This window comes from Defluviimonas aquaemixtae, assembly GCF_900302475.1.
Classification (GTDB): domain Bacteria; phylum Pseudomonadota; class Alphaproteobacteria; order Rhodobacterales; family Rhodobacteraceae; genus Albidovulum; species Albidovulum aquaemixtae.
In genome coordinates this window covers 45,542-61,130 of sequence record NZ_OMOQ01000003.1, presented here as the reverse complement: position 1 = coordinate 61,130, position 15,589 = coordinate 45,542, and the positions used below count along the sequence as shown (strand labels likewise).

The following is a 15,589-nucleotide window of genomic DNA, read 5'->3' as shown; positions in this document are numbered from 1 at the left end:
GGCTCTGACAGGAGCGACGCGGAAGGCGTCGTTTTCAGGCGACGTCGAACACCAACGGACGTACCTGCTGGAACAAGCCCGTCGCCTCGAGCTGTTTCAGGACCTCTGGGTTCGGCGCCTCGTCGAGGTAGAGAAGCGCTATCGCGTCGCCGCCCTGCGCGGAGCGGCCTAGCGTGAAGTTGGCGATGTTAACGCCCGCATCGCCGAGCGTGTGGCCGAGCGTGCCGATAATGCCCGGCTCGTCCCGGTTCGTGGTGTAAAGCATATGCGCCCCGATCTCGGCATCGATTGTGATGCCCTTGATCTGGATGAAACGAGGCTTGCCGTCGGAAAAGACCGTGCCCGCGATCGAGCGCTCGCGCTTGCCGGTCACGACCGTGAGCTTCATGTAGCCCTCGAAGACGCCGCCCTTTTCCTGCCGCGTCGTCGCGATCTTGATCCCGCGTTCACGCGCGATGATCGGGGCCGAGACCAAGTTCACGTCCGGGTTCGTGGCCTTCATGATGCCGGATATGGCGGCGCAGTTCAGCGCATCGAGGTTCATGTGGCTGACATTGCCGTCGTAAAGCACGTTGATCGCCTTAATCGGTTCGTCGGTGAGTTGTCCCGCGAACGCCCCGAGATGCCCGGCGAGCTTTAGCCACGGCCCCATGACGGCGGCTTCTTCGGCGGTGACGGATGGCATGTTGAGCGCGTTCTGAACCGCGCCGGTCAGCAGGTAGTCCGACATCTGTTCGGCAACCTGGATTGCGACGTTCTCCTGCGCCTCCGACGTCGAGGCGCCGAGATGCGGCGTGACGACGACGTTCGGGAGGTGGAAGAGCGGCGAGTCCGTCGCCGGCTCTACCTCGAAGACGTCGAAGGCTGCGCCGGCGACCCGGCCAGATTTGAGCGCTTCGGCAAGCGCCTTTTCATCGACGAGACCGCCGCGTGCGCAGTTGATGATGCGCACGCCCGTCTTGGTCTTGCTGATGGCTTCGGCCGAAAGGATGTTCCGCGTCTTGTCGGTCAGCGGCACGTGCAGTGTGATAAAATCCGCCCGCGCCAGAAGCTCGTCCAGATCGACCTTCGTGACACCCATGGACTTCGCCCGCTCTTCTGAGAGATACGGGTCATAGGCAATAACCTTCATGTGCAGGCCCAGCGCCCGGTCGCAGACGATAGAGCCGATATTGCCCGCGCCGATCACGCCGAGCGTCTTGTTGAAAAGCTCTACGCCCATGAAGCGGTTCTTCTCCCACTTGCCGTCATGGGTCGAGGCCGAAGCTTCCGGAAGCTGCCGGGCGACCGCGAACATCATCGCGATCGCGTGTTCCGCAGTCGTAACGGAGTTGCCGAAGGGCGTGTTCATCACGATGACGCCCTTCTTCGACGCCGCCGAAACGTCGACATTGTCAACGCCGATCCCGGCGCGGCCGATGACCTTGAGCCTGTCGGCGGCGGCCAGCAGCTTCTCTGTCACTTTCGTCGCGGATCGGATCGCGAGGCCGTCATAGTCGCCGATCCGCGCGAGGAGCGCGTCCTTGTCCTTGCCGAGATCGGGCAAGTAGTCGACCTCGACCCCTCGGTCGCGGAAGACTTGGACGGCGGTTTCGGAGAGCTTGTCGGATACAAGTACTTTGGGAGCCATTTTTGGGATCCTTGGGAGAGGTTTCGCGGAACGCAGTCCGGATCTTGATGCGGGACCGCCTTGTCGGTTGGGAATGAGGCCCCGGATCGGGTCCGGAGCAGCCGCGGTCAGGCGGCGGCCTGAAGTGCCGCGATCTCGGATCGGTAGGCCCACTCGATCCAGGGCATCAGGGCCTGAACGTCGGACGTCTCGACCGTCGATCCGCACCAGATGCGAAGCCCCGGCGGCGCGTCGCGATAGGCACCCGCGTCGAGCGCGACGCCCTCCGCCTCAAGTCGCTTCGCGACCGCCTTGGCAAAGGCCGCGCCGTCGCCGATGCGCGGATCCGTGAACTTCAAGCAGACGCTCGTCGTCGACGCCGTCGCCGGATCGACCGCCAGATCGGCGATCCAGTCCTTGTCCGCGATGAAGTCGCGCACCGCCTCGGCGTTCGCGTCGGCCCGCGCGATCAGCGCCCTGAGGCCGCCGAGCCCTTTCGCCCATTTCAACGCGGCGAGATAGTCTTCGACGCAGAGCATCGACGGCGTGTTGATCGTCTCTCCGGCGAAGATGCCTTCGATGAGCTTGCCGCCTTTCGTCAGCCGGAAGATCTTCGGCAGGGGCCAGGCGGGCGTGTAGCTTTCCAGCCGCTCCACGGCGCGGGGCGAGAGGATCAGCATCCCGTGCGCCGCCTCGCCGCCCAGCACCTTCTGCCAGGAGAAGGTGACGACATCGAGCCTGTCCCACGGAAGGTGCATCGCAAAGGCCGCCGACGTGGCATCACAGATCGTGAGGCCCGCCCGATCCGCCGAGATCGCATCACCGTTCGGCACGCGCACGCCGCTCGTCGTGCCGTTCCAGGTGAAGACCACATCCTTGTCGAAATCGACCTCGGCGAAGTCCACGATCTCGCCATAAGGCGCCTTGCGCACGGTGGCATCGAGCTTCAGCTGCTTGACGGCGTCCGTGACCCAGCCCTCGCCGAACGACTCCCAGGCGAGCATCTCGACCGGCCGCGCCCCCAGAAGCGACCACATCGCCATCTCGACCGCGCCGGTATCCGAGGCGGGCACGATCCCGATGCGGTAGTCCGCCGGGACCCGCAGCACCTCGCGCGTCAGCTCGATCGCCTCCTTCAGCTTCGCCCTGCCCGCCGCGGCGCGGTGCGACCGGCCGAGTGGCGCGTCGGCAAGCATATCCAGCGAATATCCGGGAAACTTGGCACAGGGGCCGGATGAAAAGCGCGGATTGACCGGCCGCGCGGCCGGGATCGTCAGATCAGACATGGTATCCTTCCAGATAAGCGCCCCTCGTTGGGGAGGGGTGTCCCACCGCCGAGATAGCGGCGGCCGAGGTCTGGCACAAGCTGGAAAAGTGATCTAAAGCGCCGCTTGAACCACAAAAAGCGACGCCGGGCGTCCACTATCGGAAACTCCCCCAATGCACGCCGTGACCCTTCTCGCCGACCCGGCCCGCGCCAATCTCGACCGCGCCGCGGTGGAAGCCCTGCGCGATGCCTGGGGCGGCGGCATCGCTGAATGGCTGAACCCCGGCATCGCCGCCGAATTCGACGTCGAAGACATTCCCGAAAACCGCTGGCAGGTCTGGCAAGATCTTCAGCGCATCGGCGTCGATCTGGTGATCCAGCCGGCCGAGCGGCGGCGCAAGAAGATGCTCATCGCCGACATGGACTCCACCATGATCGGGCAGGAATGCATCGACGAGCTCGCCGACATGGCCGGAGTCGGCGCCCGCGTCGCCGACATCACCGCGCGCGCGATGAACGGAGAGCTCGATTTCGAAGGCGCACTCCTCGAGCGGGTCGGGCTGCTGCGCGACCTTCCCGAGACGGTGATCGCGCAGGTCCTCGCCGAACGCATCACCTACACCGCCGGCGGCCGCGAGCTCATCGCCACGATGAAGGCGAACGGCGGCCATGCGGTCCTCGTCTCGGGCGGCTTCACCGCCTTCAGCGAGGTCGTCGCCGCCCATCTCGGCTTCGACGAAAGCCGCGCCAATATACTCTTGGTCGAAAACGGCCGGCTGACCGGCGACGTTGCGCGCCCGATTCTCGGACGCGAGGCGAAGATGACCGCCCTAAAGCAAATCTCCGCACAACTCGGGATCGGCCACGAGGACGTAATCGCTGTCGGCGACGGCGCGAACGACCTCGGCATGCTTGGTCTCGCGGGAACGGGCGTCGCCTTGCACGCGAAGCCCTCCGTTGCGGCGCAATGCGACATCCGCATCAATCGTGGCGATCTGACTGCGCTGCTCTACATACAGGGCTACGCGGCGGGCGATTTCGCGTGAGAGAGAAGACCAGTTTTTTCTGTTTCTAAGGCTTCAGGCCGGGGCGACCCCAATGTCCGATACCCGGCTGAGGGCGCTAGACAAAAGGCGACTGGCGAAACATTTAATTAACAATTGCGTTAATTAATAGAATCAGAAATAATCCTCTCATGCCTCAGCTGCCCGCCCTCTTCGCCGCTCTGTCCGACGAGACCCGCTTTTCCATCGTCGAGCGTCTCCTGGGCAAGGGCGAACAGTCAGCGGGAGACCTCGCTGACGTAGCCGACATTACGGCACCGGCGATCTCGCGGCACCTCAAGGTCCTGCGCGAAGCCGGGATCGTGACGCAGCGCATTGACGGCCAGCGCCGAATCTACGCCGTCGCGCCGGAATCGCTCCAGGCGATTTCATCGTGGGTCATCGCGCATCGCGACTTCTGGGAAGGAAGCCTGAACCGGCTGGAAGCAGCTATCGAGAACCGCAGGACGGAGAGTTTCTGATGTCCGACATCCGACTCGAACGCGACCTCAATGTTTCGGTAGACGAGCTTTGGGACTTTGTAACCACGACCGACGGTCTGCTGCACTGGTGGGGACCCGACGGGTTCACGATCCGTGAACACACGCTTGACTTCACGCGGCTCGGCCCGTGGTTCTCGATCATGCAGAGCCCCGAGGGCAACCGTTTCAAGGTCTCGGGAGAGGTCACTCATGTGCGGCCGAAAATGTCCGTGGGATTCACTTGGGCGTGGCACGACGAGGAAGATGAACGCGGCCCCGAAAGCCATGTGACGCTCAGTGTCAGCCCGCTTGAGGACGAGCGCGCGCGCCTGATCCTCGACCACATGGAACTCGCGGATGCCGAGGCCGCGCAGCGGCACTACGCGGGCTGGATCTCGTGTCTGAAGAAGCTGGAGCGGCAATTCGCCCCAGCCTGAAACCCAAGGGAGGAAAACATGCCGAAATTCGTCTTCGCCTATCACGGCGGCGCCAAGCCCGAGACGCCCGAAGCGGGCGAAAAGGTCATGGCGGCGTGGATGACGTGGCTGCAGGGCATGGGAACGTCCGTGGTCGATGGCGGCAATCCCGTTGGCATGTCAAAGACCGTCTCACCGTCTGGCGTGGCTGACAACGGCGGGTCGAACCCGCTTTCGGGCTATACGCTGGTTACGGCCGACAATATCCAAAAGGCCTGCGAGATGGCGAAAGGCTGCCCGATCCTCGACGCCGGAGGCACGGTCGAAGTCGCCGAGGCGATGGAGATGTAGGCGCGGTTCGCGCAAGTCACGCGGCGAAGCCGGACGCTAGTTTCATCTCCCCGGCGACGAAGCCGCGACGGCTCAGGATCGGGCCGGTCAGGTAACGCTCGACGACCGGGTCACCGGGGTCGAGCACACTGGACCGCATCAGTAGCGCGGTAATCGCTGCCTCCGATGCGCGGGTCGCACCGTCGGCGATCTTTACCGCGACGCCCCGCCTGAGGCTGGGCAGGATGGCGACGAACACCGCCTCGGCCCCGGTCTTGACCGCGACCTTGCCGCCTGTGGCGCGCATCAACGCCGTGCAGGCGCGTCCCTCACCCGCAACAAGCTCCGGGAAAGCGGTCATGGCGCGCGTCAGCCGCGCGGCGGCGCGTTCGCGCCGGGGACCTTCGGGATCGGCAACTGCGAAGAATGCCATCGCGCGGGCAAGGCCATGTACGGTTGTCGCGAAATTGGGGGCCGAGCAGCCGTCGATTCCGTGGCCGGGCGAACCAAGCGCCGTCACGTCCTCGAATGCCGCGCGAACCGCCTGCTGCACCGGATGGTCCAGTTCGACGTATTCCGGTCCTGCGTTCAGATGCCGCGTCAGGGTCAGAAAGCCTGCATGTTTGCCGGAACAGTTGTTATGAAGCTGGCAGGGCGCGTTATCAGAACAGATCAGCTCTCTGCGCGCCGGCAAATCATCCGGCATCTGCGGGCCGCAGCGCAGGTCCGCATCACCCAAATTCAAATCGGCCAACCAGCGCGCAACCGGTTCGGTATGAATCGCCGCGCCGTTGTGGCTGGCGCAGGCCAGAGCCAGCCGTCGTTCGTCGAGCCCCGCTGCATCGGCCGCCCCACTTTCGATCAGAGGCAATGCCTGAATCATCTTGCACGATGAGCGCGGGAAGATCACCGCGTCGGGATCGCCCCAGGCCTCGACGATCTCTCCCCGGTCGTCGCAGATCACCGCATGGCCCGAATGTACGCTTTCCAGAATGCCGCCCCGCCAGAGCTCAATCATCGGTATCGCCGCCATAAGCCTCACCATTGCGCGATTTTATGCCGCCAGGTCTTTTCCCCCGGAGCGAAATCGGGATAAGAGGTCCATATCGGGTCAGGGTGCCTTCCGCCATCCGAAAAGCGCCGAAACGGCACGTCGGGCTGGCACAACGGGGCAAGACAGCTGGAGGCAGCAGTACGATGATTTCACGAGCTTCGCGCAAGGCCGGCGCCATGTTCCTGTCGCTTGGCGTGGCATTCATTTGGTCGACGGCAGGGGCGGTCGCGCAGGTGTCCACAAACCGCGTGGCGGCCGAGACCGACTGGAGCGTCTTCGTCGAGGACGAACCGAAGGAATGCTGGGGCGTCTCCGCCCCCAAGGAAACGGTGAACACCCGCGATGGACAGGCCGTCTCGGTTCGGCGCGGCGACATTCTGCTGTTCGTCACATACCGCCCGGGCGCGAAGGGTGAGGTATCCTTCACCGGCGGCTATCCGTTCGCCGGCGGCTCGACCGTCAATCTCGACATCGGGGGGACGAAGTTCGACCTGATTACCGACGGAGAGTGGGCGTGGTCCGGATCGGCGGAGGAGGATACCCGCATCATCGACGCGCTAAAGGCGGGCGTCTCAGCCGTGCTGACGGCGCGGTCGAGCCGGGGCACCCAGACGCAGGACACATTCTCGCTTCTGGGCGTGAGCGCGGCGCTGGACGAGGCCGCGAAGCGCTGCACGGGGTAACCGCGGCGCTGCTCGCCTTGCGTCGGTCGTGATATGCGCGCCCTCTCGCGTGAAGCTGCCTGCGATGACGCGGATCGCACTTTCGACGTCGAATGCATCCTCCGCTGACAGATAAGCGAGGCGCTTCTCGGCGATCGCAGACAGAAGTTCAGCCGCCTCTACGGTCTTGTGATCGAGAAAGCCAAGCTGATGCCCCAACACCGGCACAGAGCGGCTCCAGGGTGGATGCTCCGGTCCCGTCGGCATCTTGCAGGACCCCTGCTCCGATCTCAGCGCCCCGTTCGCGAATCTCCGAATCTCCGTCGCGGTGTCCTCGTTCTCGACCTTGCTGCAACCTGAACCGCCGGCGACCACGCGCGCTGCATCGGAACCCAGAAGGCTGCAATCAAGCTTGGCCGTGGATCCGCTGATGCTTCCGGAGGGCGGTCAGAACTCAAGATGCCGAACAACGAAGCTCCAAGGACGTGATTGGATTTCCCTAAAGAACTCTCGATACTGGCATTCACGATGCAGGTTTTGCATCATTCCCCGAGACAAGACTTGGCCAATCGACCGACCATCGCGGATATTGCACAGAGAGCCGGGGTTAGCGTCGCACCCGTCGCCCGCGTATTGAACGGACACGGCCAGGAATGCCTAGGCACGGTTCGCCGCGTCTATGACAAGGGGTTGCGCGACATGGTCGGGGCGGCCGGCATGGAATGGACGGCATGAGTTTCTTCGATCTTCGAACGCCATTTTTCCGCCCGCTGTGGGTCCGCATATTGGTGACAGCTCTCGCTCTCGGCTGGGCAGGGGTCGAGCTGGTGACAGGATCGGTCTTCTGGACGATCCTGTTCGGGGCCGTAGGACTTTACTGTTTCTACGAGTTCTTCATCGCTTTCGACCCTGAAAACTTCCGAGCCGAGGAGGAGGAAGAGTAACCCTTCTTCTGCGCGAGTTCTCCCGCACTCCATCGAGGTGCTTCACATCACGCCCGCCGATGCCGTGGGGAGCTGTGCGGGCTTCCGGTTCTACGGCCGGCTCCTTGAGAGGTGGCGCAGGAGGATTTGGGCGGCGGTGAGGTAAGCTTTGTACCTGTCGAGGACAAGGCAGTGATCGCGGGCGCAGGTCGCAACGCTTCGCAGGTCATGATGGATCCGCGGACCTCATCGCGCGTCACGTTGCAAAAGCGACGTCCCTGTCGGGTCGGTCGCACACGAGCCTAGGCGTCCGGCGCGCGTCAGTTCGTCGCCTTCCGGAAGAACGCCTCGGCGTTAAGGACGCCGTAGCCCGCCCGCGTGTCATGGACGCCGTCGCTGTTATGAACCGTGTCCGACATCTTGGCGCGCAGGCTGTTCGCGCTGATAACCTTGCCCTGCTTCGAGAGCGCCGACATGACAAGAGCCGCGGCGCCGGTCACATGCGGCGCGGCCATGCTGGTGCCGCTTCTGGGCATCGATGCGTTCGGATCGTCAGTCCCCGCCCGCGCCGCGACGATCGACCGTCCAGGCGCCGAGATGTCGGGCTTGACGACCTTTCCGGTTCGCGTCGGGCCGGCCGACGAGGTATCTGCGAGAACCGGCATGTCGTCTTTCGTGCAGGCGGCGACCGTGATGACGGAATCTGCCGTGCCGGGAACGGTCAGCGTGATCTTGGGATCGGGCTCGACGAAGGTCACGCTGTTCGGTGCATCATTCTCGAACCAAATGTCGAAATCACGGTTCGCCCCGCCGAGCGCGACGCTGTTAATGGCAAGCGTCCATGTGCCGGCCTTGATCGGCACTTGGTCCTGCCGGATTTCGATCGTTAGCTGGCTGTCGGCGTTTTCGTCGCTGTAGTGGCTGAGCTCCATCCGGCAGATCGCGTTGCCGACCCGGCCCGTGAAGATACCTTCGCCCTCGCAGGTAAGGTCCCCCGAATCCTCCGGACCGACGAGCGTGAAGCGAACGACGTGCCGATGTGAATACCACGCCTCAAGATACAGGAGGGACGAGCCGGCGTTTTCATCAACCCTCCAGCTTACCGTCTTGCCGATGTTTGCCAGAGCGACCCGGGCATGACGGCTCGTCGTGCCCTCGTTGCCCGCGGACTTCACGATCGCAAAGCCCGGCATCTTGCCCTTGTTCGTCATGACATCGATCGCCGTTTCAAGCGGCGTCATCCCGTCATGCGCGCCTGCGTTCATGCCCATGCTGATGTTGACGGCAATCGGGCGCGCCTCGTTCAGGATCGCGTTCGCGCCGCCCGAGACATTGCGCAGGAAGGCGAGTGCGCTCACGTGACTTGCCGAATATCCGATGCTCGGCGGATCGCCGGGGCCGACACGGATATGCGGCACGACGACGATGATCCCGGCCTCGGGCGCCATGCCCTCTCCGACGGCGTCGAACGCGCGTCCGGCGGCGATGCTGGCGACATGCGTGCCGTGGCCGTTGTCCGCAGCGTCCGGCATTCTGCTGTCGCGCAGGACAGAAGGAATATTCTCCGGCGGACCGGCGCGCAGCTCCGCAATCTTCGCGGCGGTGTAAAGTGTTCCGAAATCGGCATCGAACGTCGTATCGACGACGTGCGGTGTCGGGCCGCTGCTCCCGCCCTGATGCCAGACAGCGAGGATGCGGCTGCCGCCCTGACCGTCGCCGAAGGCGTTGTGCAGGATGTCGATGCCAGTATCGATGACGCCGATCACGGCGCGGTCGCCGCGTTCGTTCAGATCGGGCCGATGGACCGCGTCGCCTCCGACCATCGGAACCGAGCGGTTCAGCTCAAGCGTTCCGGCCACGCGGCTCAGCTCGACGTTGAACACGCCCGGATCCGCGCGCAGATCCTTCAGGCGGTCTTCGGGCACTCGTGCGACACGGAACTCTTCGACACCGGACAGGACGTCGACCCATTCGGGCGGCGTCCAGTCGTCGCGATTGAGCGCGATGAGAACCGGAAGGCTCGGCGTTCCGACGGCGGATTCTGCGGCCGCCGCAACTGGCGGCGGTGGTGCAGCTTCAAATTCTGCGTCCGCGTCGTCCTCCGGCGCCAATTCAGACGCTTCGAACGTCTCGGCCGCCACGCCGTCGCCGAAGAAGTCGTCCGATGATTCCTCAAGTGGCTCGCCGAGGCCGGATTCCGGCAATGTGAACGGATTGGCTTCGCGTTCCGGCATGGGAATCAGCGGCGGCGCGGCAGCGGCAGGGATCGCGGCCTCGGCCTCGAATTCGAACGTGGCTGCGAACAATCGGTCCTTGCGGCGCATGATGCGCGACATATCCGATAGGTACTCGTCCATTCGATGCGCAGCTAGACTTGGCTCCAACCCCTCGACCGACTGCGCCACAGACGACACCCCCTCCGCCCCTTTTTCGCTGTGCGCTTTCCTGACCGTCTCGATCCGCTGGACCAACGCGGCCAAATCAGGCGGTTCTTCCACCGCCTCGTCGCTTGTCAGGATCGGTGCTTGTGAATGCAGAAAGCCCTGAGGCAGGGTCGGGATCGCGTCGCCAGCCGTTTCAAAGCGATGCCATGTCAGTCCGGCCGGCACGATTTCTTCGGCGTTCAGGACGCGTGGCTGGCCAAATGTGCAGAGCGTCACCTGTCTGCCGGCGCGTGCATGCTCCAGCGCCTCGAATGCGGCGAACGCGCCGCCGAGGCCGTGCCCTGTGATCCAGACGGGAGCATCCGAGCCCTCCGTCAGCGCGATCGCCGCCCGATGCAGCGCCTCCGCAATCGGGATGTGGAACGTGCGCATGCCCGACGCACCCGCCCCCACGAGGTCCGGGAGCCAATCGACCGGGTGACGGGCATCGCGCAGGATGAGCGCGCGTCCGCTATCGAAGTCCCGCGCTTCGATCGTGAGCGTGCTGCTGACGGTGGCCGGCGCTTCGGGCGCGTCGGCGATCAATCGGCAAAGCGCCAGTCCCGTTTCGATCGACGCAAGTTCTTCGGGTGGCAACATGACTGTTCACGCCTTCCGAACAGAGAACGCAGCAGGCGTTCCAGATGGCGGGTTCCCGTCGAACCGCATGTTGTAAAGACCGGGCGCGAGCCGCTCCGTCACGACAATGGTCAGGACCGAGAGGGCTGGGCCGGAGTAGCTCACTGGAACGGCGACAGGATCTCCCTTCGGCACCTGTTGCTCGTCCACTTCCTGAATGTGCAGGGCGCCGTCGATGCGAGTGACGGTACTCAGCCCGCTGTCGGTGCGGGGATCGGTGACGCTGCAGACGACTTCTATCGTGCCGCCCTCGTCGTAGACCGGCGCGTCGAGCGAAAGGTGCAGGCGTGGCCCTGCGATCGGCTCTCCATCCGGCAGTTCCTCAATCGGCTCACCCGCATCCCCACCCATGAGGCGGAAGAACACCTTGCGAAAGGGCAAGCCCTTAAAGACCGTAGCGTGTTCGTTCACGACGATCTGACGCTGGCCGGCCACGGGCAGGGCGCTGTAAAGCGGCACCGTTCCGTCGCCAGCGGCCTGCGTGCGTGTGACGATAGAGCGGCTGTGGTCGACCGGCACGCCCGCCTGATGGCGCACGTTGATGCGCGTCGCCGTTCGGTGGCCGGCCCCCGCGAAGTAGATGTAGCGCGCACCGTCCGGGCGATTGCCCTGACCGAGCACGTCGTGCACCGCCTTGGCGCGCGCGACGAGCTGACTGTCCATGCCCAGATCGGCGGCAACGGCGGGATCGTAGGGATCGAGCGGTGCGACATCGGTGCTGTCGAGGTTCCAGATCGCGGTTTCGCCCGGCGCCGGAATGAGCTGGTAACCCGACGGATAGTCGCGATTGGACGCAAGCTTCGCGAAATCCGCGCCACTGATTCCCATCGCGCTGTCACGCCCGAATATCCGGGCGAGCGCGAGCGGCGCACCCATATGCGGCGTGCCCATCATCGCGAGGAGTCTCACGTTCCCAAACCATGGTTCAGCGTCGAACTTGCCGCCCTCAAGCATCAGTCGCGCGATCAGCCCGCCCATCGAATGCGCGAGAAGGGCGATGTCCGTTGCGCCCTGGGCGTGCAGCTCGCCCAGCTTCTGAGCCAGCGCGTCGGCAGTGGTCAGGATGTCAATGCGCCAGTCGTAGCCAAAGCTAATTCTGCGGGAGGGCCCGGCGTCTGCCCTGAACCCGAGGTCCTCAAGCTGACTGTCAATCAGGTTGTAAAAGTTGTAGCACAGCACGTTGTCGATGGGCTCGCCCACCAGAAGGTCCGGGCGCTGCAGTTCCGTCAGCCGATTGTACCCGAACGTCGCTTCGAACGGGGTGGGCGGCCACACCTGATCGCCGCGCTTGCCTTGGCTATCGCGCAAATAGAGTCGGGTTCCCATAATGCCGGGAATGACTACGGCGAACTGCATCGCTCAAATCCTCGCGAGCTTAATTTGATCGACAACGATAGCACGAAATCCGGTTTGGCGCGACGCGTCAGCCGGGTATGAGTCGGCATCGGCGATGTGCCCGAAATCCTCCATGGCGCCGCTGACTGCCAAATCGGCAAGGTCGGCCGAGCCATTCGCAGCTCAGCCTAGATCCAGGCAGAAGTAGTCGAGCGTTTCCTCCCACACCGTTCCTTTGCGAAAGGGCCGGCCCGCACGCGATTCTCGCCGAAAACCAAGCGCTGCAGCGAGCGCGAGTGAGCGCGCATTGTCGGAAGCGATGAGAAAGCGAACGCGTCGGAGATCCAGCTCCGTCCGACACCATCGGAAGGCGCATCGCATCGCCTTCGTCATCAGTCCCGTCCCCTCCCATCGCTCGGCAATCATGCCCCCGATCTCGCACAGCCCTGCGTCCGGGTCGACCGAAGTGACCGCCACAAGTCCCGCAGGCTCCGCGCATTCGGGGACGAGAACGAAAAGCAGGAAACCTCGCCCGTCTCGCGCACGAAGCGCTTGGCCGTCGAGAAAGGCGCATGCAGCCTGCAAGCTGTCGCCCGCCCGGAGCGTGCCGGGAAAGTAGCGCTCGAGGCGTGACGCATTCCTGCGAGAGAAGGCCTGAAGCGCCGCCGGGTCGATCCCGGCGGCGCTGACCAGGCAGACCGTTGGGCCCCGGTCCGCTCCGGTCTGGCGGTTGTTTGCGTCAATCAGTATCGGTGCCGGATCCGCCATCCGATCCTCCGGTTCCTCCGCCCTTGTCGTCGTCGGTGTCGGTTCCGTTGCTGCCGCAATCGCTGTCGGTTCGCTTGCAGCAGCTCGAAATCAGGATTGCTGCTCCGGCGAGGAGGATGCCGACCCAAATCGCAACCGGGCCGCCACCCGTATCTGCCGCAAGTCCGAGTTCTCGTGCGCGGTCCGGGATCGACTCACGGTCCTCGCGCGTGCCCGACGGGCCGAATGCGTTGGCCATCTTCAGAATCTCTTCCGGCCGCTCGCGTAGGGCCTTCGCAAGGTTCTCGGCCGCGGCGTCCATGCCTTTCAGTTCGGCGCGCGAGATTTCGGCCATCCCCAGATCGGCCATCAGGAACCGCTTGCTGAGCACGGCTTCCGGGTTCCGGTCGTCGTAGCTTTCCCACTGCGGCAGGAATTGGACCTTGACCGTATCCTTCAGCCCGGCGGCCTTGACCTCGAGCAGATCGCCCACCGACAGGAACGGACCGTAACGCGATCCTCTGGGCGGAGCTTTGGCAAATTTCTTCGGCATTGTCGCCTCCTTTCAGTTGGTCATGAAAAATGCAGTGTTGCCTCAGCCGATGACCTCGATGCCGAGGCCGATCTCGTGCTTCTCGGGGAAGGGCATCCAGTTTTTGTTGATCCAGCGCGGAAAGCCGGGATCTACGTTCCACCCGGCAGATGGGTCGATGCGGATGTACTGCGTGCCCCGGAAAACGTAGATCCTCTGGTTGGACTCGCTCCAGGTAATCGAGTTGATTCCTTGCGTGAAATGCGCCGGCCAGCCGGGCCAGTTTCCGGCGATTGGTTTTGGGTAGCCCTCGTCGACCTGCCACCCATTGTCCGGATCGATCCGAATGTACTCGGAACCGCGAAAGAAATAGAGCTTGCCGTTTGGCGGACTCGCAAGCGCGGCGTCGATCTTGTTGGCGAACGTCCCGGTAACCCCCGGCCAGTTTCCCGCAATCGGTTTGGGGTAGCCGGCATCGACCCGCCAGCCGTTAGACGGGTTGATGCGGATATACTGGTCGCCCTTGAAGAAGTAGATCCGGTGGTTCCGGCTGGCATAGACCGCGGCGTCGAGTTCGTAGAACTCTTCGGGCACGCCGGGCCAGTTTCCTACGCAGTTGCCGTCGACCTCACGCGGATAGCCGGGATCGAGGTCAAAGCCCGTGAACCGCGCGTAGTAGCCGTTCGAGAACATATAGATCTTGTCGTTTGGGAAGCTGTAGAACGCCGCGTCGATGCCCGTCAGGAAGGCGCGCCAGCCCAGATGCGCATGAGTGAAGTCGCAGGCGGAATTCGCCGCCCCGGATCGCATCACACAAGGTTCCGGCGTCGTCGCGCAGGTCGCGCAGTTGCCGTTCACGTCCTCGATGAAGCGCCCGCTGAGCGAGGTGCAGTTGCAGCCAGACGACCCGTATTCGTCCGGTGCGCCGAATATGTGTCCTGTCTCGTGCGCAAAGATGGTGTTGATCGAGTTCCAGTCGACGAATGAACTGGTTGCAGGATCGCCACCCCTCCGCATCAGGACGCGCGGGCTCTTGGCATAGGCCGGCCAGACCGTCGGGAACTTGGTGAAGAGCCCGACATAGCCGTATTGCGCACCGGACGCGTTCTGGAAGAAGTCCGAGAGCTGCTTGACACCGTCCCAGCCCGGATCGAAGCCAAGCTGCGTCAGCGCCGGTTCGCGCCAGAGTTGTTCGGCCTCTCCCGCCGACAGGCCGATGGGCTTGGGATAGCCGTCATCCACCTGCCAACCGTTCGCCGGGTCGATCCGGACATAGCGCCCGACGATCCGCGCCCAGCCGGTGCTGTCGTCGGTGAAGAGGTAGATCTTGCCGTTGGGCTCGCCCCAGAGCGCCGCCGCCGGGCCCTTGCCGGGACCGGTAAAGACCTCGTCGAGCCCGGGCCAGTTCCCGGCGATGGGCTTGGGATAGCCGGGATCCATGTTCCAGCCGTTCGCGGGGTCGATCCGCACGTATTTCGGCGGCTCGCCCGGGTACTTCTTGAAGAAATAGACCTTGCCATTCGCCTTGGCAAAGAGGCACGCGTCGATCCCGTCGGCGAACTCAGCGTCAAGACCCGGCCAGTTGCCGGCGATGGGCTTGGGATAGCCCGAATCCAACTGCCAGCCATTGCTCGGGTCGATGCGGATGTATTCGTTGCCCTTAAAGACGTAGATCTTGCCGTTCGGATCGCCCCAGAGGGCCGCGCTGATATTCGTGAAATGCGCGGGCCAGTCGGGCCAGTTGCCGATAATCGGCTTCGGATAGCCCGGGTCCACCTGCCAGCCATTCGCCGGATCGATGCGGATGTACTCGCTGCCCTTGAAGCAATAGATCTTGTCGTTCGGGTCCGACCACAGAAGCGCGTCGGGGCCCCGGTACCAGGTCTCGGGCCAGCCGGGCCAGCGTGCGCCTTCCCATGGGACGTAGCCCGAGACATTGACGGAAAGGCTGTTGTAGATCCACTCGACATTCGCCGCGGGTTCGTTCGAGGCGAGCGCTTCGAGGCCCTCCTGCACCTCGGCCATAATGTGGGTTTTATCCTCGTCGGTGATCCGGTATTCGCCGTTGTCACCGACGAAGACCAGGCCGACCGAAACCGTATTGATCAAGCGTTCGTTGGCCATCGC

General features: G+C 64.0%; 15 protein-coding genes. 7 read left to right on the top strand and 8 right to left on the bottom strand.

The genetic code is table 11. The features are described from left to right. Positions 1–34: 34 nt before the first annotated feature. Both serA and DEA8626_RS15365 read right to left on the bottom strand, forming a co-directional pair. Entirely contained in the window at positions 35–1,630 is a 1,596-nt protein-coding gene (gene serA / locus DEA8626_RS15370; protein WP_108854130.1) for a phosphoglycerate dehydrogenase, read from the bottom strand. Positions 1,631–1,737: 107 nt separating this feature from the next. Then, positions 1,738–2,895 (bottom strand): phosphoserine transaminase, encoded by a 1,158-nt coding sequence (locus DEA8626_RS15365; RefSeq protein ID WP_108854129.1) that lies wholly within the window; start codon positions 2,893–2,895, stop codon positions 1,738–1,740. A gap of 154 nt (positions 2,896–3,049) precedes the next feature. On the opposite strand from DEA8626_RS15365, the gene serB reads away from it, so the two are divergent. The 4 genes from serB (at position 3,050) to DEA8626_RS15345 (ending at position 5,168) form a co-directional block, all read left to right on the top strand. Continuing rightward, on the top strand, positions 3,050–3,922 hold the full coding sequence (gene serB / locus DEA8626_RS15360) for a phosphoserine phosphatase SerB (RefSeq protein ID WP_108854128.1): 873 nt from the start codon (positions 3,050–3,052) through the stop codon (positions 3,920–3,922). 149 nt (positions 3,923–4,071) lie between these two features. Next, positions 4,072–4,401, top strand: a complete 330-nt coding sequence (locus tag DEA8626_RS15355; RefSeq protein ID WP_108854127.1) for an ArsR/SmtB family transcription factor — start codon at positions 4,072–4,074, stop codon at positions 4,399–4,401. Next, a complete protein-coding gene (locus DEA8626_RS15350; protein WP_108854126.1) occupies positions 4,401–4,838 on the top strand; it encodes an SRPBCC family protein in 438 nt (145 codons plus the stop codon). Before DEA8626_RS15355 ends, DEA8626_RS15350 begins: the two co-directional genes overlap by 1 nt. Before the next feature lie 18 nt (positions 4,839–4,856). Next, positions 4,857–5,168 (top strand): YciI family protein, encoded by a 312-nt coding sequence (locus tag DEA8626_RS15345; protein ID WP_108854125.1) that lies wholly within the window; start codon positions 4,857–4,859, stop codon positions 5,166–5,168. Positions 5,169–5,184: 16 nt separating this feature from the next. Here DEA8626_RS15345 and DEA8626_RS15340 read toward each other — a convergent pair whose 3' ends face one another. Then, positions 5,185–6,165: an asparaginase gene (locus DEA8626_RS15340; protein ID WP_108854643.1), complete on the bottom strand. Its 981-nt coding sequence runs from the start codon at positions 6,163–6,165 to the stop codon at positions 5,185–5,187. A 179-nt stretch (positions 6,166–6,344) separates the two neighbouring features. Between DEA8626_RS15340 and DEA8626_RS15335 the strand changes: the two genes are divergently transcribed. The 3 genes from DEA8626_RS15335 (at position 6,345) to DEA8626_RS15325 (ending at position 7,807) form a co-directional block, all read left to right on the top strand. Further along, a complete protein-coding gene (locus DEA8626_RS15335; protein WP_438502440.1) occupies positions 6,345–6,884 on the top strand; it encodes an invasion associated locus B family protein in 540 nt (179 codons plus the stop codon). A gap of 540 nt (positions 6,885–7,424) precedes the next feature. Next, the gene (locus DEA8626_RS15330; protein WP_108854641.1) at positions 7,425–7,598 is read left to right on the top strand and encodes a LacI family DNA-binding transcriptional regulator; all 174 of its coding nucleotides are present in this window, start codon (positions 7,425–7,427) and stop codon (positions 7,596–7,598) included. Then, a complete protein-coding gene (locus tag DEA8626_RS15325) occupies positions 7,595–7,807 on the top strand; it encodes a hypothetical protein (protein WP_108854640.1) in 213 nt (70 codons plus the stop codon). Before DEA8626_RS15330 ends, DEA8626_RS15325 begins: the two co-directional genes overlap by 4 nt. Before the next feature lie 299 nt (positions 7,808–8,106). On the opposite strand, the gene DEA8626_RS21620 is transcribed toward DEA8626_RS15325, so the two are convergent. The 5 genes from DEA8626_RS21620 to DEA8626_RS15305 all read right to left on the bottom strand — a co-directional run bounded on the left by DEA8626_RS21620 (position 8,107) and on the right by DEA8626_RS15305 (position 15,586). Continuing rightward, on the bottom strand, positions 8,107–10,809 hold the full coding sequence (locus tag DEA8626_RS21620) for a S8 family serine peptidase (protein WP_108854124.1): 2,703 nt from the start codon (positions 10,807–10,809) through the stop codon (positions 8,107–8,109). A 6-nt stretch (positions 10,810–10,815) separates the two neighbouring features. Continuing rightward, the gene (locus DEA8626_RS15315) at positions 10,816–12,204 is read right to left on the bottom strand and encodes an esterase/lipase family protein (protein ID WP_108854123.1); all 1,389 of its coding nucleotides are present in this window, start codon (positions 12,202–12,204) and stop codon (positions 10,816–10,818) included. Between the two features lie 162 nt (positions 12,205–12,366). Further along, positions 12,367–12,951, bottom strand: a complete 585-nt coding sequence (locus tag DEA8626_RS15310) for a GNAT family N-acetyltransferase (RefSeq protein WP_108854122.1) — start codon at positions 12,949–12,951, stop codon at positions 12,367–12,369. After that, entirely contained in the window at positions 12,923–13,483 is a 561-nt protein-coding gene (locus DEA8626_RS20865) for a hypothetical protein (protein WP_146188883.1), read from the bottom strand. The genes DEA8626_RS15310 and DEA8626_RS20865 overlap by 29 nt, the downstream gene beginning before the upstream one ends. Before the next feature lie 42 nt (positions 13,484–13,525). Beyond that, positions 13,526–15,586 (bottom strand): hemopexin repeat-containing protein, encoded by a 2,061-nt coding sequence (locus DEA8626_RS15305; RefSeq protein WP_108854121.1) that lies wholly within the window; start codon positions 15,584–15,586, stop codon positions 13,526–13,528. Positions 15,587–15,589 lie beyond the last annotated feature (3 nt).

Excerpts from the sequence above, each read along its gene's own strand:
- serB (WP_108854128.1), top strand. The coding sequence starts at position 3,050 with ATGCACGCCGTGACCCTTCTCGCCGACCCGGCCCGCGCCAATCTCGAC.
- DEA8626_RS15315 (WP_108854123.1), bottom strand. The coding sequence starts at position 12,204 with ATGCAGTTCGCCGTAGTCATTCCCGGCATTATGGGAACCCGACTCTAT.
- DEA8626_RS21620 (WP_108854124.1), bottom strand. The coding sequence starts at position 10,809 with ATGTTGCCACCCGAAGAACTTGCGTCGATCGAAACGGGACTGGCGCTT.
- DEA8626_RS15365 (WP_108854129.1), bottom strand. The coding sequence starts at position 2,895 with ATGTCTGATCTGACGATCCCGGCCGCGCGGCCGGTCAATCCGCGCTTT.
- DEA8626_RS15310 (WP_108854122.1), bottom strand. The coding sequence starts at position 12,951 with ATGGCGGATCCGGCACCGATACTGATTGACGCAAACAACCGCCAGACC.
- DEA8626_RS15350 (WP_108854126.1), top strand. The coding sequence starts at position 4,401 with ATGTCCGACATCCGACTCGAACGCGACCTCAATGTTTCGGTAGACGAG.
- DEA8626_RS15345 (WP_108854125.1), top strand. The coding sequence starts at position 4,857 with ATGCCGAAATTCGTCTTCGCCTATCACGGCGGCGCCAAGCCCGAGACG.
- DEA8626_RS15355 (WP_108854127.1), top strand. The coding sequence starts at position 4,072 with ATGCCTCAGCTGCCCGCCCTCTTCGCCGCTCTGTCCGACGAGACCCGC.
- DEA8626_RS15335 (WP_438502440.1), top strand. The coding sequence starts at position 6,345 with ATGATTTCACGAGCTTCGCGCAAGGCCGGCGCCATGTTCCTGTCGCTT.
- DEA8626_RS20865 (WP_146188883.1), bottom strand. The coding sequence starts at position 13,483 with ATGCCGAAGAAATTTGCCAAAGCTCCGCCCAGAGGATCGCGTTACGGT.
- DEA8626_RS15340 (WP_108854643.1), bottom strand. The coding sequence starts at position 6,165 with ATGATTGAGCTCTGGCGGGGCGGCATTCTGGAAAGCGTACATTCGGGC.
- serA (WP_108854130.1), bottom strand. The coding sequence starts at position 1,630 with ATGGCTCCCAAAGTACTTGTATCCGACAAGCTCTCCGAAACCGCCGTC.
- DEA8626_RS15325 (WP_108854640.1), top strand. The coding sequence starts at position 7,595 with ATGAGTTTCTTCGATCTTCGAACGCCATTTTTCCGCCCGCTGTGGGTC.
- DEA8626_RS15305 (WP_108854121.1), bottom strand. The coding sequence starts at position 15,586 with ATGGCCAACGAACGCTTGATCAATACGGTTTCGGTCGGCCTGGTCTTC.